This is a genomic window from Sporolactobacillus caesalpiniae (assembly GCF_040513385.1).
GTDB lineage: Bacteria > Bacillota > Bacilli > Bacillales > Sporolactobacillaceae > Sporolactobacillus.
This window is the reverse complement of sequence record NZ_JBEVCB010000004.1, coordinates 380,339-402,232: the sequence shown is the minus strand read 5'-3', so window position 1 is coordinate 402,232 and position 21,894 is coordinate 380,339. Positions and strand designations below refer to the sequence as shown.

General features: G+C 38.4%; 16 protein-coding genes. 10 read left to right on the top strand and 6 right to left on the bottom strand.

The genetic code is table 11. The features are described 5' to 3' along the window. Positions 1–951: 951 nt before the first annotated feature. On the bottom strand, positions 952–1,122 hold the full coding sequence (locus tag ABWW58_RS10345; protein ID WP_353869063.1) for a hypothetical protein: 171 nt from the start codon (positions 1,120–1,122) through the stop codon (positions 952–954). Positions 1,123–1,364: 242 nt separating this feature from the next. Here ABWW58_RS10345 and ABWW58_RS10340 point away from each other — a divergent pair, with 242 nt between their 5' ends. Then, positions 1,365–2,060: a DUF3298 and DUF4163 domain-containing protein gene (locus tag ABWW58_RS10340; RefSeq protein WP_353869062.1), complete on the top strand. Its 696-nt coding sequence runs from the start codon at positions 1,365–1,367 to the stop codon at positions 2,058–2,060. 1,140 nt (positions 2,061–3,200) lie between these two features. Here ABWW58_RS10340 and ABWW58_RS10335 read toward each other — a convergent pair. Further along, positions 3,201–4,937, bottom strand: coding sequence for an SH3 domain-containing protein (locus ABWW58_RS10335; protein WP_353869061.1), 1,737 nt, complete (start codon positions 4,935–4,937; stop codon positions 3,201–3,203). Between the two features lie 436 nt (positions 4,938–5,373). Next, on the bottom strand, positions 5,374–6,150 hold the full coding sequence (locus ABWW58_RS10330; RefSeq protein WP_353869060.1) for a carbon-nitrogen family hydrolase: 777 nt from the start codon (positions 6,148–6,150) through the stop codon (positions 5,374–5,376). A gap of 305 nt (positions 6,151–6,455) precedes the next feature. Here ABWW58_RS10330 and ABWW58_RS10325 point away from each other — a divergent pair, with 305 nt between their 5' ends. The 9 genes from ABWW58_RS10325 (at position 6,456) to ABWW58_RS10285 (ending at position 17,970) form a co-directional block, all read left to right on the top strand. Next, the gene (locus ABWW58_RS10325; RefSeq protein WP_353869059.1) at positions 6,456–7,112 is read left to right on the top strand and encodes a potassium channel family protein; all 657 of its coding nucleotides are present in this window, start codon (positions 6,456–6,458) and stop codon (positions 7,110–7,112) included. Positions 7,113–7,116: 4 nt separating this feature from the next. Next, positions 7,117–8,466 (top strand): TrkH family potassium uptake protein, encoded by a 1,350-nt coding sequence (locus tag ABWW58_RS10320; protein ID WP_353869058.1) that lies wholly within the window; start codon positions 7,117–7,119, stop codon positions 8,464–8,466. Between the two features lie 196 nt (positions 8,467–8,662). Beyond that, the gene (locus ABWW58_RS10315) at positions 8,663–9,823 is read left to right on the top strand and encodes a cation:proton antiporter (RefSeq protein ID WP_353869057.1); all 1,161 of its coding nucleotides are present in this window, start codon (positions 8,663–8,665) and stop codon (positions 9,821–9,823) included. A 244-nt stretch (positions 9,824–10,067) separates the two neighbouring features. Continuing rightward, complete coding sequence (locus ABWW58_RS10310) at positions 10,068–11,348, top strand: ArsB/NhaD family transporter (RefSeq protein WP_353869056.1); 1,281 nt, start codon at positions 10,068–10,070, stop codon at positions 11,346–11,348. A 175-nt stretch (positions 11,349–11,523) separates the two neighbouring features. Further along, the gene (guaA, locus tag ABWW58_RS10305; protein ID WP_353869055.1) at positions 11,524–13,065 is read left to right on the top strand and encodes a glutamine-hydrolyzing GMP synthase; all 1,542 of its coding nucleotides are present in this window, start codon (positions 11,524–11,526) and stop codon (positions 13,063–13,065) included. 562 nt (positions 13,066–13,627) lie between these two features. Next, positions 13,628–14,779 carry an ABC-three component system protein gene (locus tag ABWW58_RS10300; RefSeq protein ID WP_353869054.1) on the top strand — a complete coding sequence of 384 codons (1,152 nt, stop codon included), beginning with the start codon at positions 13,628–13,630 and terminating at the stop codon, positions 14,777–14,779. Beyond that, entirely contained in the window at positions 14,769–15,281 is a 513-nt protein-coding gene (locus ABWW58_RS10295) for an ABC-three component system middle component 2 (RefSeq protein ID WP_353869053.1), read from the top strand. Before ABWW58_RS10300 ends, ABWW58_RS10295 begins: the two co-directional genes overlap by 11 nt. After that, the gene (locus ABWW58_RS10290) at positions 15,274–17,136 is read left to right on the top strand and encodes an AAA family ATPase (protein WP_353869052.1); all 1,863 of its coding nucleotides are present in this window, start codon (positions 15,274–15,276) and stop codon (positions 17,134–17,136) included. Before ABWW58_RS10295 ends, ABWW58_RS10290 begins: the two co-directional genes overlap by 8 nt. Positions 17,137–17,529: 393 nt before the next feature. After that, positions 17,530–17,970: a very short patch repair endonuclease gene (locus ABWW58_RS10285; protein ID WP_353869051.1), complete on the top strand. Its 441-nt coding sequence runs from the start codon at positions 17,530–17,532 to the stop codon at positions 17,968–17,970. 26 nt (positions 17,971–17,996) lie between these two features. Here the strand turns inward: ABWW58_RS10285 and ABWW58_RS10280 are convergent, their stop codons facing one another. From ABWW58_RS10280 to ABWW58_RS10270, 3 genes are all read right to left on the bottom strand, one after another. After that, entirely contained in the window at positions 17,997–19,139 is a 1,143-nt protein-coding gene (locus tag ABWW58_RS10280; protein ID WP_353869050.1) for a DNA cytosine methyltransferase, read from the bottom strand. 147 nt (positions 19,140–19,286) lie between these two features. Next, positions 19,287–20,918: an AlwI family type II restriction endonuclease gene (locus ABWW58_RS10275; RefSeq protein WP_353869049.1), complete on the bottom strand. Its 1,632-nt coding sequence runs from the start codon at positions 20,916–20,918 to the stop codon at positions 19,287–19,289. Beyond that, on the bottom strand, positions 20,918–21,463 hold the full coding sequence (locus tag ABWW58_RS10270; protein WP_353869048.1) for a hypothetical protein: 546 nt from the start codon (positions 21,461–21,463) through the stop codon (positions 20,918–20,920). The genes ABWW58_RS10275 and ABWW58_RS10270 overlap by 1 nt, the downstream gene beginning before the upstream one ends. Between the last annotated feature and the right edge of the window lie 431 nt (positions 21,464–21,894).

Here is a 21,894-nt window from a genome sequence, read left to right as displayed (position 1 = left end):
GACCTTAACTGATCCGTCCAATTAAGTGTAATCTATCCAGTCAGTTCAAAATCATGTAAGACATCCACTTTCTTTATTCTTTTTTCTGCTCACCACATTACAGACGTAGAAATAGAGCGCAAAATAAACAAAACAGAAAAAGCCAAAGTAAATGGGCTTTATTGGATGAACATAGATAAGAATAAGATACGGAATCAAAAACAAAAATCTTAGCAGGCTATTCATAATAATCCTCCTCAAAAAAATGGAATTTGTGCCCTAGCCGAGACAGTAAAGGGGAAATTTGCTAAAATAAACGATGAAGGTAAATTGTTTTAAAAATCAAAATTAGGAAAGAATGTGCTGCCATTGAAAAGATTGAGAAAATATTTTCAAGCACATCATAAAGTCGCTTATCTTGTTAATCTTAGCATAATGATTCTTTTCGTTTGGCTTATTCCAACTTATTTACTCGGAAGGAGCAGGTTTAGTTATATTATTGGCATTGTTTTAGCGGTGCTTGTTGTGAATATAATTGGAGCATTCTGGTACCCGTGGTTCATGAAGAAAAGTCGAATAGGCAATAGCAAGGTTTGACGGACACCTGTGCACCGGGCGAACGGATGCTTAAGGTAGCGAAGCGAAGGGCAAAATCGCGACAATAAAGGGTGTGGTAATTGGGTATGCCAATAAAATCGATTTATCGCTTAGTTTTAAAATGGGTACTTATTTCGTGCCTGTGTTGGATTCTATATTTCACGAAAACGATACAATTTTGGGACCTTATTGTAGCAGATATGGTTCTTCTAACAGTAACCGGTTCCTATGTTGAGTATTTGATGAAGGAAAGGCTTTATTATAAAGAGCGCCATTATGAGTTGGTTCGCACAATTAGAAAATGAAGCCGGCAGCAAAAAGCTCTCTGCATTTTTCCCAGCAGAGAGCTTTTTGTATGGTGGTGTGTCTCATGCATTAGCCTTGCGGACTAAACGTTCCACTCATATTCTGAGCGGTTTTCCCCATTTGGTCTATTGGCTTTTTCATCCATGAAGGCATATTCTTCTGATTGTTTCTCATCAAGAAGAAAGCTGCTGTTGCCCCGCATCCTGCTAAAAAAGACCAGAAAGCATGACCGTTTCCCATTGTGTTTTCATCTCCTCAAATGTTTGGTACCTCATTATCTTGAGTCATTTAAAGAAAATGATGTCATGAAAATACAGGAAATGGCCAATGAACAAAGCGCATTACTGCTTTTTCTCTGCTTCAAAAAGCGATACCTGTGCCGGTCGGACATGCAAAACAGAAGTGAAAACGATTATTTTTAAGTGCGTTCATAGCTTGGCTGTGATCGGACATACTAAGCGAAAAGCGAGGAGGCATTTAACATGAACAAAAAATGGATAATACCTCTTATCATTTGCTTCAGCCTGTTATCTGGTATGACTTTTGCACCAGCCGTTAAAGCAAACACCTGTCCTCCGGTACAGTACAAAATCCACCGGTTATCCGAAGGCATTTACTATCCGTTGATTACTTCAGGAATTGAAGACCGGCAAATCATGGATCAGATGAACCGAACCTTTCGCCATCATGCTGATGCAGTGCTGAAAACAGATAAGAAGTATAAAGAACAGTATGCGCATGATCAGCTGATTAGCGCGGCAGGGCCATATTATGCCCATACTCAGCCGACAGTGCGTTTTAATAACAATTGCCTGCTCAGCGTGTCGTTTCTCGATGAATCTTATACAGGCGGCGCCCATGGGATGCATTATGAAAAAGTATACAATTTCGATACACGCAGCGGGAGGCAGTATCAGCTGAAGGACATCATCCGCAACAAGCAGGAACTCAAGAAAGTAAATGCGTATCTGAAAGAGCAAATGACTAAACTAAAAAATGAAGGACGCTATGATTTCTTTCTTGACGCGTTCAAGGGCGTTGATTTAAAGAATGGACAATTCTATTTCTATGAGCATGGCATCGTGATCGTTTTCCAGGAATATGAAGTTGCACCCTATTCGAATGGGATTATTCATCTCAAAGTGCCCTACCACGTGTTCATCAAAGATCGTGAATAGTGTGAGAACCCTTACATGTATTTGGGAATTTTGCCGAAATTGATGTTCCTCTAGAAAAGTACGCTATGCTTTAACTGTTCAATTAAATTGTGTTTGTTTAACTTCCCCCTGTTATACATCTTTTGAAGCCCTTGCAAGAGGGTTTATTTTTTTGCGTACGTTGTTTGGAACCAATTAAGAAAAACATTAAGCATTTTGTTAATCAATTATTAATAATTCCCCTGTAATATAAAGGATGTTAAATCAATGAAACATTGTTTAACCTCCCCTTTTTATATAAGAACAACTCTTGGGCGCCCGGTTGTAGGCGCTCCTTTTTTTTTGCAATTAGAAAAACCGGGCAAGCCCGATCCTTACTTCCTACTTCCGCAGGATACGGTGGCTTTCGCGTTGCATACAGGACGTACTTCCTTACATACGAAAGTTCCATTTCCATTACATTTAGCGAAAGTTCCTTACATACGAAAGTCCCTTTGCTCCAAATACCGTTTTGAATCATCAAGCTTTTCTTGAACAAACATTTCTATTTCATGAATCATTTTGATCCTTGATTAAATAACGTGGCCAGAATAAAATAAGCGGAGATTTTCCGGCTATTTGCATCATGGTGCTTGTTTTACAGGTAAATAAGGGTAATTTTTCCGCTTATGAACGGAAAAAACCTCTATTTTCACGTTTTTCGCTTCGATAAGCGGAATTTCTCCGTCTATTTAAGCTATTTTTTCTTTAATTTTCTAAATAAGTGGAATTTTTCCGTTTATTTCTTAGATTGGGCGGCTTACCTAATCGTCCACCCGAATCTTATGACCATATCGTCGTACCGGCAAGGCAAAACGATAAACTTTCTTTACCTGTTAGAAAAACCGGGCACAGCCCGATCCTGGCTATTATTCTGCACGCGGCTTTGATCCATCAACCTTGTGACTTGAACGACACTTCAACTGCTCGCTTGCCGCGGGCGATCCGGGAGTCTCCTCAAACATGCTCTTATCTGCGGGGTCTCCCTTGGCTCGCCGGTCCCGCATGCGTCTCGCACTTTCGTGTCTGGATATTTTTTCTGGTTCAGCATGCTCAAGATCTTATACTTTCTTTACCAGTGAAAAAAAGACCTTCGGAAGGGAAGGTCCCAATAATAATCTATTAAAATTTATCTGTATAAACGACGTTAAGATCGGCGTAGCCATTAATCCCACTAACTCTACCAGCACTGGAATATTGCCATATATCAACAGAATAATTTGTTGTTCCAACACCCTGACTGGTTTCATCACTCCTATAACGTGCAAGCCAGAGGAGTGTATTACTTCGATCAATTTTTGAGTAATCTATTTTATTTTCATAAAAATCTTTGTTCGCGTAAATTCCCAATTTCGTAAATCCTTTAACCCTCATTTCATCAAGAAATGCATTAATATTTTCTGCCATTTGTTCACGTGTAATACCATCGAACAGTACCGTATTATTAGATTTTGCTTCTACATCCAAAAATGTGTGACCAAAAGAATTACTGTCAGTAATATGAGCTTTATTTAAAAGAGATACATAATAATCAGCTTCGGCTCGAGCAGTTTCTACAGTTCTTGCTCTGAAGAAATGGTAGGCATTCACCTGTAATCCAGCATCACGTGCTTGCTGAATGTAAGTAGAAAAGTTCGGATCTTCAAAGGTAGTGCCTTCTGATGCTTTAAGAATAACAAAACTATTATTTGCACCTTGAACTGATTGGAAATTCACATTACCTTTTAAATACGAAAAATCCACTCCATATTTTGCACCAACCGGAGGAATGAAATGATTCCAATCACTATCCAAATTTTCTTTCTGGACAAAATTATCTTTACCGTTATTTAAATCGATTTTCAACCAATTTTCATCTTGACTCATCCCGATGACTTGAACTGCTGTTCGATCGTACAATGTTGCAGTTACATTTGAGTCGTTACTTGGCGCACTATACACTTTAATGCTGTATTGTCCCACATAAGAAGTATAGGGACTTACAGGTTTATAACTTAATGGTGTTACCGACGCTGGTGCGGGTTGTGTCGTTTGATTCTGGTTCTGATTTTGTGATTGATTCTGATCCTGCGTTTTGTTATCGGATGCAGCAGGCTGCGGTACCGGTGCTGTCGGTTGCGGCGTAGGAGCTGGAGCAGGATGCGGTGCCGGTGCCACACTTGCTACAGGCGGTGTGCCTTTTTTAATGTATTGGGCTTTGACGAAGCCTGTTTTGTTTCCGTATTTCACTCGGTACCAGCCGCCGCTGTAGCCGGATACCGTAACTTTGTACCGTTTGTGCAGGTATTTAACATGCTTATACTTGGTGCCGGGTCCTTTGCGCATGTTTAGCGTACTCGCTGTGACATAGGCTTTGTAGGAGCTGATCTTGGACTTTAGCCACTTTTTCTGTACATAGCCACGTTTACCACCGGAGTAAATATAGGCGTAGCCGTTTTTTTGGCCGATAACTGTAATTTTGGTATTCATGTAAACAGTGCGGATGGTTTTGTATTTGCTGCTTGCTTTGTTGCGGATTTTAAGAGAATAGGATTTGACATAGGCTTTATAGGAGGTGAACTTTGCCCGCACGATTTTCTTTGCGTTTTTATTATATATGTAGCGGGTTTTTCCTTTGAAGCTGATTTTATACCAGCTGCCTTTGCTTCCTTTGACCGTGACTGAAGTGTTTCTGTAGAGTGTGCCGATGGAGCGGTATTTCTTTCCGGGACCTGTGTAGACCTTTGCTTTGCTGACGGTGACGCGCGCTTGGAATGCGGACGCCGCTTGAGCCGTATCTCCGAATGGCGCGATGAGGCTGCCTACCGCCAGTGAGAAAAATACAAGCGTGACGGCTAAAATTTTTACTGCTTTATTCACTTTTTTCCTCTCCCTAATTGCAGATTACCGACAGGATGAACCTCCTTTCTTTTTAATAAGACAAACTTCCCTAGTAATCTAATTATCGGGGCTAGCGTGCTAGATTTCAAGAGTAGGGCGCATCTTTGCATGAATTTTACATAGTTTAACAAAACGATAGAGTTTACGATAGTTGACAACGCAGTGGGTTAATGAGTAATCTTAAGGAAATGAATACAAAACGAAATTTGGTGGAGCCTGTCAACATGGGCTCCATTTTGCTTTTTTTCAGGAAGAAAGGAAGGATCAAATGACGATTATCATTCAATTAGCAGTGCTTACTTTTTCAACTAATCGAAACAATCCTTCGAGAAGGTATGTTATATGGCTTGGTTAGACACTTTTTTACACGTAAATAAACTATAAAAATTGGTATGCAGGAATCTTTCGCTGCAGGTCATTCAATTGGAACTCGGTGTTTGAGCTGCGGAAATTCTTCTCTGATTTTATCAACAGCTGCCAGATCAATCTCAGCCGTAACGACGGACTCATTTTCATCACCGGCAGCGACTACATTGCCCCAGGGATCAACGATGTGACTGTGACCGCCAAGGATGACACCTCGATTAATCCCTACACAATTGCACGAAGCGAGAAAACATTGGTTCTCAACAGCGCGAGCGGCATTAAAAAGTTCCCAGTGTGCGAGACGCGTGAGCGGCCAAGCTGAAGTAACAAGAAACATTTTAGCTCCGCGATCAAGTTCTTTGCGAAACTGTTCAGGAAAACGCAGATCGTAGCATGTTGCGAGTCCAACCTTGCCGAACTCCGTGTCAACCGTTACCGGATCAGTCCCGCGCGTCAGCAGCTCGCCTTCTTCTGATCCATAGGTAAATAAATGAATTTTTCGATACGATGCGATCAGTTGTCCTTGACGATTGAACAGAATACTGGTGTTGTAAAAATGATCGTTTGATTTTTCCACGAAGCTTCCGGCAAAGAGATAGGCATTCAACTCACGCGCTTTTTGAGCGAAATGTGCAACGAACGGGCCGTCTAGTGGTTCAGCTTCTTCGAGGTAGCGATCAAATGTGTTGTAGCCGGTCATCCAGATTTCTGGAAGCAGAAAAAAATCACAGCCGGAAAATTTGTCCAACCATTGATCAGCTCTTTTTATGCGCTCGGATGTCGATTGTGTGTCGGAGATTTGAAGCTGAATCGATGCGATCTTCATAAGATACGAAACTCCTTTTTGACGGTTTAATTTTTATTTGTTCGCAATTTATTATCGCATAGTAGAAGGCGCGCTTCAAACAATTCATGCAGCGCGCTGTAGGCCTTCGTGCTATACAAAATGAGGAAGAAGACCTTATTTGAAACGTTATAGATGAATGGACCTCTGAATTCAATTCACCGCTGATTGATTTTCGGATTGGTTTGACAATAGGCTTTCATTTAAATAAAGTGAGCACTGTAAGATCACTTACATTGACAGTTTTGTAAATTTTTAATATGCAATCACAGATTGGAATGATTTTAATGAGTAAACAATTTGCCGTCATCGGGCTTGGCCAGTTGGGGTCGAGTGTCAGCATCGAACTGAGCAATATGGGTTATGAGGTGCTGGCCATTGACGTTGATTTAGATAAAGTGAATGATTACTCGGACGCAGTGACTCAGGTGGTTCAGGCGGATTCGACAGATGAGAAGGCACTGCTGGCGCTTGGAATTCATCATTTTGATCATGTGATCGTTGCGATCGGACGTAACATTCAAGCGAGCATACTGACGACGCTGTTGCTGAAAGAATCCGGTGTGAAGGAAATTTGGGCGAAGGCACAGAATGATTATCACGAGAAAATCCTCAGGAAGCTTGGCGCGGACAAGATCATTCGTCCTGAAGTCGAGATCGGCTACCGGATCGCACACCTGGCGACCGCAAATAAGATTCTTGATTATATCGAGTTGTCGAAGGACTACAGCATTATTGAAATCGAAGTGACGGATCGATTAATTGGCAAATCGATCATGGAAATCGATGTACGTGCGAATTATGGCTGCAACGTGATCGCGATCCGGCGTAATCGTTCGGTTATTGTACGCAACATCGGTGATTTAAAACTTGAGCGCAACGATGTCTTGCTGATTATTGGGAAAAGTGAAGACCTTGAACGGTTTGAGAAAGAAGGGGTGTGACTGAATGGCTTGGCTTAGAGACAAGATGGCGCAGCTTGATATCAGGCCATTTACGTTTAACCCTCCTTTGCTTTTAGGGCTTATTTTTCTCACACTCGTGATTGTTGGGGGGATCATGCTTAAACTGCCGATCGCAACGATTCACTCGATTTCGTGGATCGATGCCTTCTTTATTTCTGTGTCTGCAGCGACCGTTACCGGGCTGGCACCGATTGATCCAGGCACGACGTTTACGGTGTTCGGTAAGACGGTGCTCATGCTTCTGATTCAAGTAGGTGGGCTTGGTGTCATGTCGTTTGCCGTTTTTTTTGTTATCCTGCTTGGTCGGAAGGTTTCGATCAGACAGCGACAATTGATGCAGGAGGCACTTAATCAGCCATCATTCGGAGGTGTCATTCGGCTCGTGGTGTGGTTGCTTGTCTTTTCTGTTACGATTGAATGTGTAGCGGCACTCTTAATTTCAACACGGTTGGTTCCTGAATTTGGGTGGAGTAAGGGTCTTTTTTACAGCGTTTTTCACGCAGTCAGCGCTTTTAATAACGCTGGTTTTGCATTGTTCCCGGATAACTTGATCCGATATGTTGGCGACCCGGTGATCAATTTAACCATTTCCGGATTAATCGTCACCGGCGGACTTGGTTTTACGGTTCTTGCCGAACTGCTTTCGGAGCGGAAATTTCGAAAAATGTCGTTGCATTCACGTATAATGATTACCGGAACGATTGTACTGAATGTAATTGCAATTGCAGGTATTCTGCTTATCGAATGGCATAATGCCCGAACGTTGGGAAAGCTCTCGCTTGGCGAAAAATTATGGGCGGGTTATTTTCAAGGAGTTACGCCTCGCACCGCTGGGTTTAATACCATTGATTATAGCGCCATGACAACTCCAGGCATCTTATTAACGATCTTTTTAATGTTTGTCGGCGCGGGCAGTACATCAACAGGTGGAGGTATCAAACTGACAACATTCATCGTTCTCGTTGCAGAAATGATCAGTTTCGTTAAAGGAAGGCGTGAGGTCGAGGTGGGTAAACGAACCATTGGACGGCATATTGTAGCGCGTGCATTGACCATTGCGTTGACATCACTGATTCTTGTGTTTGGCTCCGTGTTTGCCCTTTCGATCACTGAACAAGCTTCACTTGAGCGTATTTTATTTGAAGTTGTATCTGCTTTCGGTACCGTAGGATTGTCAATGGGGTTGACCGCCCATTTGACTGTTTGTGGGAAACTTGTGATCATGTGCGTTATGTTTTTGGGGAAAATTGGTCCACTCACGATTGCATTTTCTTTTTTAAAACGTACAAAAGCAAAAATTAGGTATCCGGACGAAGATATTTTTGTCGGCTAAAGAGTGGGAAGGTTCAATCTGTTCCTTTTTGTCATCCTGGATCGAACGATCAGATTTTATTTTCGTCACAAATGGTTGACAATTCAGCTGCTCATTAAGTAAGCTTAACTTAATAAGTGAATAAGAAATGTTTTTTGGAGGAGCCTGTCATTATAGGCTCCCTTTTTGTTTTTTTGGAGGAGAAGGAGGATATGAATTGACGTTTATTATTCAGTTAGCAATCGTAATCGTTGCAACAAAAATAGCCGGTCATGCAAGTGTTCGGTGGTTGGGACAGCCGGCTGTGCTTGGTGAGCTAATAGTTGGCATTTTGGTTGGTCCGGCGCTTCTCGGGTGGATACCGGATTCTGAAATGATGCATGTCTTTAGTGAAATCGGTGTACTCATGCTTATGTTCATAGCCGGTCTGGAAACAAATCTTGAGGATCTTAGAAACAGTGCTCGCTCTTCATCAGCGGTGGCTTTGGGCGGTGTAATCCTACCGCTTGGATTTGGTTATCTAGCCGGAACTTTACTCGGTATGGATACCGATCATGCGATCTTTCTTGGGTTGGTCTTGTCTGCGACCTCGGTAAGTATTTCCGTCCAAACATTGAAGGAATTAGGCAAACTCCAATCAAAGGAAAGCATGACATTACTTGGTGCAGCTGTACTTGATGATGTTCTTGTCATTGTTCTTTTGGCTTTTGCTATGAGTATATTTGGTGATTCAAATACAGCAATTTGGTGGGTTATTGGTGAAAAAATCTTCTTCTTTGCCACGGCTATCGTTGCAGCGTGGTTAGGTGTTCCGTGGATCATTCGGTTATTTGGAAGATTAAAAGTTTCCGAGCCCGTGATTGCTTTTGCAATCGTACTTTGTTTTATTTTTGCCTGGTATGCAGAACTTCTCGGTGTTGCAGGAATTATTGGTTCATTTATTGCCGGCACAGCGCTTGCCCAGACATCGTTCAAAGAAACGATCGAGCGTAAGATTGAACCCGTAGCTTATGGCATCTTCGTTCCTGTTTTTTTTGTCAGCATCGGACTGAAGGTGACATTCACAGGAATTCTTGATCAAGTGTGGTTCATTCTCGGTTTGACTCTTCTTGCCGTACTGACCAAATTTATCGGTTCCGGATTCGGCGCATGGCTGACAGGCTTCTCACCATTGTCTTCATTTCGAATTGGCTCCGGAATGGTTTCAAGAGGCGAGGTGGCACTTATACTTGCCTCGATTGGCATAGAGGCCCATCTTTTGGCGCAAAAATATTTTACACCGCTTATTCTCGTTGTTATCCTGACGACACTGGTCACACCGCCGCTTTTGAAAATTTTGTTTGAAAAAGAAGAGAAACCGGTACGTGCAAATAAATAGCATTTGAACGAATGGTAGCTTTAATCGTAAAAACTCGCCAAGAAGAACAGAAAATAAATGAGGAGAATTCTTAATTTATTTCTTTACAAAATGATCTAGAATTTGTAAAAATGGACTATTTTTAAATAAAGCAATTTTTTCGAGCTCTATATCGGCCCGGTGCACAAATCTGATTCTTTTGCAATGTGCATTAATGGTGTCGAACGAAAATTCAAGATAAACAACATATTAAAGGAAGATGGACATGCAGAGTGAACCCTTAATTGCTATAATCATTTTTATCATTGCCTATGCACTGATTATATCGGAAAAAATTCATCGAACGATAGCGGCCATGAGTGGAGCTTCTTTATTGCTTCTTTTCGGTGTCCTCTCTCAAGATACAGCAATTAAACATATAGATTTTAATACAATCGGTCTTCTGACGGGCATGATGATCATTGTATCCATCACCGCACAAACTGGATTATTTAAATATATCTCTATTCGCTCGGCACAAATGGTGAACGGGCAGCCTTTTGCGTTGCTGATTGTTTTTTCATTAATTACGGCAGTAGGCTCAGCATTCCTTGATAATGTAACGACAGTGCTGCTGGTTGTACCCGTTACGCTCAGCATTGCAAGACAATTAGATATTTCTCCAACACCTTTCCTGATGTCGGAGATTTTCATGTCCAATATTGGTGGCACGGCAACGATGATCGGTGATCCTCCGAACATTATGATTGGAAGCGCAGTACCTGAACTCAGCTTTCTAGACTTTATTACAAACCTAGCACCGGTTGTATTGCTAATAGTAGGGGCAGTACTCTTTATGATCGGAATGATTTACCGTCACTCATTGCAAGGGAGTAAAGAAGCGCGAACGAAGATTGCAAAACTTAATGCACGTGAAGCAATCAAGGATAAGATGTTGCTGATCAAAGCCCTTGCCGTTTTGTTCCTTACTATTATTGGATTTTTCTTGCATGAGTTTATTGGAACGGAAACGGCAACGATTGCGCTTGCTGGAGCATTCTTTTTACTTTTACTATCCGGAGAACGTTATTTGGAAGATGCTTTAGCGGGTGTTGAATGGACGACCTTATTCTTTTTTGTAGGACTCTTTGTTCTCGTAGCAGGACTTGTGGAGACAGGGGTTATTGCAAGTGTAGCTAAAGGAGCGCTTGCGCTAACAGGAGGCAAACTTGTTCCAATGACTTTTCTGATCCTTTGGATGAGCGCGATCGCTTCTTCAGTTATTGATAATATTCCATTTGTCGCTACCATGATTCCGCTTATTAAAGATATGGGAGAACTGGGCGTCACGAATCTTGAACCACTTTGGTGGAGCCTTTCCTTGGGCGCGTGTCTTGGTGGAAACGGGCTCTTAATAGGAGCCAGTGCAAATCTTGTTGTTGCCGCTCTTTCAGGACGGGGTGGCCACCGCATTACGTTTATTCGTTTTATGAAATTGGGAATTCCTGTGATGTTGCTTTCAATGGTTATTTCGACTATTTATGTCTACCTGAGGTATTTACTTTGATGGTTGCTGAACACCGCATTCATTGTTAAAATAGGAAAAGTGATTCATTTTGTTGAATCTTGGCGAATACTGATACTGTAAATCGAACTGGAAGCCATTTCGGCCTCCGGCTTTTTAAATCGTTAAGGATATGTGTTCAAAGTATGGATAAATACGGATGGGGTGGGACAGAAGGATGGGACAACCGAACAACTTGATTCTTGTTATGGACTTCGGCGGTCAATACAATCAATTGATTGCAAGGCGAATTCGTGATTTAGGCGTGTACAGCGAGCTGTTCCCGAATACGCTGACTGCGGAGCAAATTAAAGAAAAGAATCCAAGGGGAATTATCTTCTCCGGCGGACCGAACAGTGTTTATGACGAGGGCGCGCCTTTGTGCGATTCAGCCATTTTCGATCTGAACATTCCGATTCTCGGCATCTGCTACGGTCTGCAATTGATTAGCAAGCACTATGGCTCGACCGTAGAACGTGCGACGCACCGTGAATACGGAAAAGCAGAGATTACGGCAAACACAGACAATGCTATTTTTAAGGGATTGCCGGAGACACAAACGGTATGGATGAGTCACGGTGATCGCGTCAAAACGCTTCCGGAGGGCTTCAAAATTGAAGCGAGCAGCCCTTCTTGCCCGGTTGCCGCGATGGCAAACGACGTGAAAAAGGTTTACGCGGTTCAGTTCCATCCGGAAGTGCGCCATTCTGTATATGGTAATGAAGTCTTAAGCAATTTCGTGTTCGGCGTCTGCGGTGCAGAAAAAAGCTGGTCGATGGAACACTTCATCGACGAACAAGTTGAAAAAATTCGCGCAACCGTTGGCGATCAAAAAGTGCTGTGCGCCCTGAGCGGTGGCGTGGATTCTTCGGTTGCTGCCGCACTCGTGCATAAAGCAATCGGCGATCAGCTGACCTGTATCTTCGTTGATCACGGCCTGCTCCGTAAAGGCGAAGCAGAGGGCGTTGTCGATACATTCCAAAACCGGTTCCATATGAATTTCATTCATGTCGATGCCAAGAAACGTTTCTTGGACAAGCTGGAAGGTGTCAGCGATCCGGAACGCAAGCGCAAGATCATCGGCAATGAATTTATCTATCTGTTCCAAGATGAAGCCAATAAACTCGAGGATATTGCGTATCTCGTGCAGGGCACGCTCTACACAGACGTTGTCGAAAGCGGCGCCGGCGGCTCATCTCAGAACATTAAATCACACCATAATGTCGGCGGACTGCCGGAGGACATGAAATTCAAGCTGATCGAACCGCTCAACACGCTGTTTAAAGACGAAGTCCGCGCACTCGGCACAGAGCTCGGTCTCGCCGATGACATCGTTTGGCGTCAGCCGTTTCCAGGACCGGGTCTCGGCATCCGCGTCCTCGGAGCAATCGATGAAGAAAAACTCGAACTCGTGCGCGAATCCGACGCGATCCTGCGCGAAGAAGTCAAAAAAGCCGGACTCGACCGCGACATTTGGCAATACTTCACCGTACTGCCGAACATCCAGAGCGTCGGCGTCATGGGCGACGGTCGTACCTACGATCACTGCATCGCGATCCGCGCCGTCACCTCAATCGACGGCATGACCTCCGACTGGGCACGTATCCCATGGGACGTGCTGGAGAAGATCTCAACCCGAATCGTCAACGAAGTCGAACACGTCAACCGGATCGTGTATGACGTGACTTCCAAGCCACCGGCAACGATTGAGTGGGAGTAAAAGGCAAATACAAATTTGCATGAAAATACAGTTTTAACAACATCTTTAAAATTGGCTCCTGCCAAAATCTCTGTTAACATAAAAAAACGATTCAGATGGTTAATACACTGAATCGTTTTTTTATGTATCGGTAAAGGTTGAGCTATGAGAAATCATTCAAATTGTATAGACCGATCTGACAAAAACGTTCAACAAACGTATTGTGAAATTAGGAAAGCCATCAGTATAATGTTTTTTGACTTTCACTAAATTCATGACATATGAACTCAAAGAAGAATTACAGAGCTCTGCGCTATCAAGTTCTGGAAATGTAATTCAATTTGGATTCTGAGGAAAAATGTTTTGCTGTGAGAAAGCTTGAATCATTTTGCCATTTCCTTAACAAGATCACTATTCAATACATACAGGTACACCACGCATTTTTTTTTATTAATTTTTGGAACTTACCGCGCGAAGTTCACTATCGATTTGAATGTTCAGGTATATTTACTCAATAAAAATGCTGAATATTACCAATACATGCTATAATTATATGTAAAAACGTTCTTGAAGGTGTTTAACAATGACTAAGTTAGAAGAATTAAAAGAAATAGTAGAGCCAAAATATAATAGAAATATTTCTAATAGACAATTACTAATGGGTACTCCTATCCCTCCGATAGATAGGTTAAAAATAATTTCAGAAGATGGATTTGAGGAATTGATTGAAGAATGGATTTATGGATATCTTATGAATAAATATGAAAAAATAGAGAGGATTGAAAAAGTCGTTAGATTAGCTGGTTCAGGAGATAAAGGAAGAGATGTAGTGGCATATAAAAAGTATTCAAAAGATGGTCAAGAAATATGGGATAATTATCAATGTAAACACTACAATTCTCCACTTACTCCTTCCAAAATGTGGGTTGAATTGGGGAAAGTTTGTTATTATACATATAAAAAAATCTACAGTATTCCGCAAAAATATTATTTTGTTTCTCCTCAGGGGGTTGGAACTAGGCTCCATGATCTAATATCGAAACCGGAAAAAATAAAGGAAGGACTTATTAAAAGTTGGAATATACATTGTCTTAAAAAAATATCAAAAATTGAAATCCCTTTAGAAGGAGCATTTAAAAAGTATGTTCAAGAATTTGATTTTTCAATATTTGATTCAATAAATCCAGGTGAGCTAATTCAGCAATACCAGCAAACTATCTATTTTCCATTTAGGTTTGGTGGAGGATTAACGAAGAAACCCAGGCGACCAGATAAAACTCCTGAAGAAATAAAAGATGTTGAGCAACTTTATGTAAAGAAACTGTTTGATGCTTATTCTCAGCATGAACATAAAGAGATAACGAATATAAATGAAGTAAGTAAGCATACACTACTATTCAAACATTTTCAAAGACAAAGAACACATTTTTATCAGGCAGAATCTTTAAAAGTATTTGAAAAGGATTCATTGCCAGAAGGAATAAATGCTTTTGAAAAACTGAAAGATGAAGTTTACCATGGTATAGTCGACACGGTTTACTCTAATTTTACTGATGGGTTTGAACGTGTTAAGGCAACAACAGATAAAGCTTCGACTCTATCATTTACTTTAGATAATCCATTAGCGGAATTTGTGAATGTTAAGGACAAGCGAGGACTGTGTCATCATTTAGCAAACGAAGAAAATTTAATAGATAATGACGAAATATTATGGGTGATAAAAGATGAAGAATAAATTATATTCTAGAAGAAATATAAATGTGTATAACACACCTTTAGAAATTGGGTTAAGAGTATTAATTATTTTAAATGAATTAACAGAGGAAACAATTGATTTGAACAGACTGGTTATTTATGATTATTTTATAAATCATAGTAGTGATTTTGACAAAACTTCAAAAAGTTTACGTCCTTCAATACCCCAGCGTTTTGGAGAATTGATTCTTAAAAGAAAAGTAATACAAGAGGGTATCTATTTAATGTACTCACGAGAACTTTTAGATATTCACTATACACTGAATGGTATCTATTTTAAATCTAATCAACTAACAAAAGAATTTTTGAAATATTTCGATTCAACTTATGCATTAGAATTAAGTAGAATTTCAAAAATTGTAATTGGTAATTTTAAGAATTATTCTGACGATGAATTAAATCTATATGTTAATAATAATTTGTCAAAATGGGGAACTGAATTTACTAAAGAATCTCTAGTAAGAGGGTGGCTTAGTGAATAATTATGGCTTTTTTATAAAAAAAGTTAGTGTGATTGGAAAAAATGTTAAAAATGCTACTGTACAGTTTAAAAAAGGATTAAATATTATATCTGGACCATCGGATACAGGTAAATCATATATTTTTAATTGTATTAATTATATGTTAGGTGCATCTAAAGAACCCAAAAAAATAGACGAGGCAAAAGATTACTCAGCCGTATTAATGGAAATCGAGTTATATAGTGGTAAAACGTATTTGCTTAAAAGAGATTTTAAAACTCAAACTGTAGATGTTTTTCCTATAAAACTTTCATTGATTGATGAAAGTGAGGCTATAAATTTAAATATAAAACATGACAAAGAAAAGACTGATAATTTATCTGCATTTCTTCTCGAAAAATCAGGATATAGTCACCCGATTTATGTGAAAACAAACCAAAAAGGTAAAATAAGGACACTTAGTTTTAGAGACTTTCCATTATATATTAATATTGGTGAAACGAAAATTATAAAGGAAAATTCACCGATATTATCTGGACAATATTCAACTTCAACAGTTGAAAAATCAATATTTACATTTTTAGTATCTGGCATAGCTAATAGTAATAATAATGATATTGGTCAAAATGATAGCACTCTTTCAAAGAATAAACTAGAAGGTCAGAAGGAACTGGTAGAGAGGCTTATTGCTAAAGAAGAAATAAAATTTGAAAAAATAAATTTGATAGAAACATTACCGGAAAATAATTTGAGTGTTTTATTGAGTGAAATACAAGTAGAGCTTGAAACTATAAATAAAGAAATTGAACAAAAAACAATGGATAGAAGAAATTTGTGGAATAAAATAGAAGAGAATAAATCACAAATTATATCAGATTCAGAACTAATCAAGAGGTTTAAATTACTTAAAGATTATTATCATTCAGATTTAAAAAGGTTGAATTTTGTAATAGAAGGTGATTATTATTTCTCTCAATTAAATTTTTCTAAATGTCCATTTTGTCATCAAAAAATCGATAAAAAATCGTGCACCGAACATAATTGTGGATTTAATAAACCTTCAAATGAATTAATTTCTTCTGTTGAAGTTGAAATAAGAAAAATTAAAGGAAAATTATCAGATTTAGAATCAACTATTGAGCAAGAAGAAAATGATTATAGAATATTGTTAAAGGAAATCGCAAATCAACAAGAAAAATATAAGCTTGTAAAGGAAGAGTTAGTTTCAATATTGCAACCAAAACAACTGGATTTAAAAGAATTACTTAATACATACGTAAATCATAGAGAGAAGTATATTGAATATCATACCATCGAGAAAAAAATAGATGAGTTAAAAAGTGAAAAAAAGATAATTATTAGTCAATTAAAAAATAAATCTCAAGTAAAAATTAATATAAATGCTGAAAAAGATATAATAGAGTTAAACTCAATTATGGATTTTTGTGAATACTTCTCTAGTATATTAAAAAGATGGAAATTTTCTGAAAGCCCAAAGGTACTTTATGAGAAAGGTGAATTCTATGTTGATTCAAAATCTACACACGATTATGGTAAAGGATATAGGGCGATTATCTATAGTGGATTCGCTATAGCATTAATGCAATTTTGTAAATCTAATGGATTGCCCCACCCAGGTTTTGTTGTGATAGACTCTCCATTAACAACTTATAAAGGTAAAAGGTCACTGAATGAAGAAGTAAGTGAAGATATTCAATCAGCATTTTTTAGTGATCTATCGTCACTTAATAATGATATGCAAATTATATTACTTGATAATAAAGAGCCTAGTGAGATTGTAAAGGAAAAAATTAATTATTTAGAATTTACGAGGGATATTATTAGCGGTAGATATGGATTTTTTCCTATTAAATAAAAGCTGGAAGGTCAAAATTTCTAGGTTGAAAAGAAATCAGTAATTCGTCCCGTACCTTAGGTGTTTCCTGCTATTCTTGAATTGTTTAAGTTATGTCTAAAACTGCCTGACGCTGGAAGAATACTGGAATTAGGAGGTTTAAGAGTAAAAATGAACTTTCATTATTTCTCTTGTCAACTTGAAAAGGTACAGATTACTTTTGACTAGGCGTGGGCAATTTAATGCCTACATACAAGAGATAACTTATAGAAGCAGTGTATAACTTTAAACACAAATCAATTGTTTGAAAAAATGAATTTGATTCAGCGTTTTATCAAAATGATTCTGCTATAAAAAGTCTTAAATTTTACAGTGGACAACAATATCGTTGATTAATAATTAGGACTTGATGTGATGACAAAAAAACTGATTACCACTCCATATCGCTCACAAATGATGAAGAAGATCCGTTCAACAGGCGGAAAAGCTGAAACAGAATTAGCAAAAGCATTGTGGCACCATGGAATCAGATATAGAAGAAATTATAAACAACTTATTGGAAAGCCTGATATTGTAATAACAACTAAAAAAATAGTCATATTCGTTGATGGAGAGTTTTGGCATGGATATGATTGGGAAAATCAAAAACAAAAACGAATACACAAAAATAGAGAATATTGGATAGCTAAAATAGAAAAAAATATAGCTAGAGATAAAAAAATTGATGTTACCTTAACTCAAAATGGGTGGACTGTTCTCCACTTTTGGGAAAAACATCAGGTTTTAAAAAACTTGGAGAAATGTGTAGACAAAATATTAGAAGCCGTTTATGAATTCGATAAAAAAAATACCTGAGAAACACTCAGGATGTAGAGAAAGTTTTATAATGGTGTAGCCAACTGTACATTTTTTCCTGTCCCACGGCGCAAATTTTTAAGTTGTAATTTCGGTGTGGGATCAACATAGTCATAATCAATATGTGCAAAGGTTTTTAAGACAGCATTTAGGACGATCTCTGCACCTTTTGGTGGAACAGCCATCCCAACTTGTTTTCTAACAGACTCTTTGTTGCCAACAAATACAAAATCATCAGGAAATGTTTGCAACCTGGCACGTTCTCTGTTGGTTAGGGCACGATTCTCTGACCAATGATACATTGAAGTGCCTCCACCACCAGATCCTGTTACGGTATAACTAGGCTTTGTTCTATCTAGCCGTTTATAAATACTAGATAATCTTGCACCTTTTACATTCAATCTAAGTTCCTCTGGTATGCCTATATACCATGCGTTTTCTCCTTCTGGTATGAAAGACAGCATTTCTTTAACTTTGTTGGTGTGATGTGCTTTCTCGTGATTTGGTGCATTATCTGGAATGGGGGGAGTCATTAGTGCATCATAACAAGTTCGATAGTGCTCGCTGTTTGGAGCAGTGGGAGCTGGAACATGAAATTTTATCCCCTCAGAATCAAGATCATTGCGGATGCCTACAATCATAATTCGATGTCGCGCTTGTGGTATCCCATACTCTTCAAATTTATATAGATTTGGAACTAATGTATATCCTTGATTTTCAAATTCAGTGAGTATCTGAATAAAGGCTTCACCTTCATTGGCACTGGATAGTCCACCTACATTTTCAGCAATAAATACTCGTGGCTGATATTCTCTTAAGACACGAACGCCGTAAGTGTATAGAGGACCAAATCTTCCATCAAGGCCTCTTTGTTCTCCTACATTAGAAAAGTCATTACAAGGAAAGCCAAATGTAAGGGCATCAATCTCTCCAAGTATGTTCCGCTCTCCAATGGGAAAGCGTTCTACAGGCATACAAAATACTGTTTCAGCATCAGGATTATGAAGAATATTGTTTTTGTATGTTTGCACTGTATCCTGATCATAGTCATTTGCCCAAGCATGTGCAAATCCCCACGCTTCTCCTTTGGAATCTACAAAGCCGGCATTAACAGCACCTAAAGCAAGTCCTCCTGGTCCGGAAAAAAGCTCTCCGTTTCTAAATATCATATGTAATCCTCCAATATAAGAACAAACGTTTTAGCATATAAGTAAGCGTTAACTGATATATACGATAATATCATTTGTTTTGCACTTTGTCATTAAAAAAAAGCTTGGACTCTGTGTCATTTTAGAGTTCAAGCTTATGAAAAAACATTATAAAAACATTTTTTCTAACACTTTATTAAAGTTTGTGTATGCTTCATTAGTAAAGAGTTTTAAAAAATTCTTTTGCCGATCTTCGCTTGGAATTTTATTAGCAATACAGTAGTCTAGGTAATTCAACAAAGCGTTAGCAGAAATCATCATTCCATGTACATTGTATCCATAATTATTCTTTACGATTTCACTCACCTTTTGAAGATTTTTAACCCCTGAAATATCTTTAGCAGTTACATAACAGAAATATTTTACCTTTTTATCCTGAAAGCCATTGTAACCAGGAATATAACTTGTAGCCATATGGCTTCGTAATGCAGCGGTTAAACCAAATTTCTCTTTGTAGTTTTTAGAATCTACTAAACATAGATAGTTGTTATTTACATGGAGCAATACATCTATGTTTTCATTTGATTCATTAAGTGTTGAAACAGGATCAGGATGAAAGTCAGTTTTAAATCCTAAGCACTGTAATATAAGTTCCGTTTGTTCTTCAAACTGCCTGTCGTCACGATTATTCAGATAAGCCTCAATGAATTCGTTATTAACCGCTTTGAAATCATATTGTTTTATTTCTTCGGCATATTGTTTTGCCTGAGTAGGTGAGAAGTGAGCATCGTCAATTAATATTTGTTCAATTTCGTTTATACTGAAATGACTGATATCTGGATATTTCCTAATTGCATTATTGATAACTTTTTGCTTTTTTCTTTTATTAGACGCGACTGCAATGTTTCCCATACTGCTGGCTTTGTAACTATCTATATCTAAACCTGCATTACGAGAAAATGCTTCATCTGAGATTAAGTATCGAGTATTGAAGGGATAACGTGAATCAAAGTATTCAATTATTTCCTTTGTTTGATTTAATGACTCGGGAGATACCCGCAATGCATCGCCTCGAAAATACGTAACTAATCCAGTGTATTCTGCCAGTATCATAAACGTATGAGCAACATCTGAATTGTTTTCAATATAGTTTCGGGCACTTGAATCTGCTCGGTTTCGGTATTCATAGGCACTGCTTATTTCAGCGATAATTTCACTTTGTCTATCCGATTGTAGTCGTCGATAATCTGAAATTTCGTTTATCACTTCTCCAAGATCGGAATCTTTCTTAGCTTTTAGACAAAATAAAGTTATTTCTTCTTTCGTTACATAGTAACTAAGTGCTTGTTGAGCAGCTAATTTGATTATAAAACGAACTGGACGAATTCTAAATCCATTTTCAAATTTAGGACGGAATCCTGAACTTAAAAAATAGGGATTGGGAATCTGGAGTGTAAGAATCTGCTTTCGTGTATTTTTCCAAACAAATTTATTATCGATAATCTTTTGACCAACTTTGTTAAGAACTAGACAACCGTCTTCATTCAAGTATACATAATCATAGGTTCTCAACATCGCCACCCAAGTGCGAGCACCTGAGCCATCGTTCGAAACATGATCTCTTTTTAAACCCGAATTAGCCAATTCTTGTTCATACCTTTTTTGTAATTCACGATTTCCTAACCAGGGCATTTCGCTTGAAAAGTGGTTTGTGACTTTGTCCAAGGCACGAAGAGCGTTAACATGAAATTGGGGGTCACGTTGAGGGCGAGTTACGAACCATACTTTTCTTTTGGTCATTATGATCTTTCACCTTTCTCCTTTTTTATTGAAATAAGTCGTGACAGCACTTTTTTTCTTAATTCATTTTCAGAAGTAATTAATTGCCTATTAATGTCATCAGGATGTTTTTTTAACCAAACACTACATTTTTCCAACTGAATGTGTATAGGAAGTTCTAATGTCGTCCGCTCATTTTTATCTAGATAATCAAGTAATGATATTAGAGAGTGACCTTCATTATCGGTAAGGTATTCCCTTAATATTTTTGCGATCCTTAGAACATCAACATTTACCACATTAATTTCATTAGGTAATTTGAACCCATGATGTGATATGTTTTCCAGAAGTTTGATCAATGAAGTTGTCGTAATGTCTTTGTAGTTACTGGAAGCCTCACTGAACCAACTTGGTTTAAATCCAAGGTCCTCAGATATTTCTTTCTTTTTCAGTATTTCAGACGAATAATTTTGTTTTTGTGGGATAAGAACTTTGTTTAACTCAGCGTAGACGTAAAACATAATGGCGTCTTTTAAAATTTTCTGAACCGTATCCCTTGTCTGCATTGTTTTCACCAACTCGGTATAATTAAAACTTTTGGAATTAATTGATAATACTATTTTATCAATATATAAAATGTGAATTATCCATATAAATGGATTTTTTATAAATTATCTTTTTTTACTTAAGCCAAAAGTTTTCAGGGCTTTATTACAATATAAAATCCCTGCTGGAAAAGGGGATATAATCTAGTTATTTGTAGGCAATTTCTCCATCTTGTTACCATCATCATCGATTGGGTCCAATCGTGGTATGCCCCAGTATATTTGAAACAAAAGTTCGATGAAGTCTTGTGATTGTAGTGGTTTCATCTTTTGGTTTATTTAGCTCAGCGCTTTCATCTATAGAAATCCCCTAATAAACCTGGTTATCTCAATGTTTTATGCTTTTATTAACGCATATTTTATAATTATGCGACATTATGCGCATGATTGTT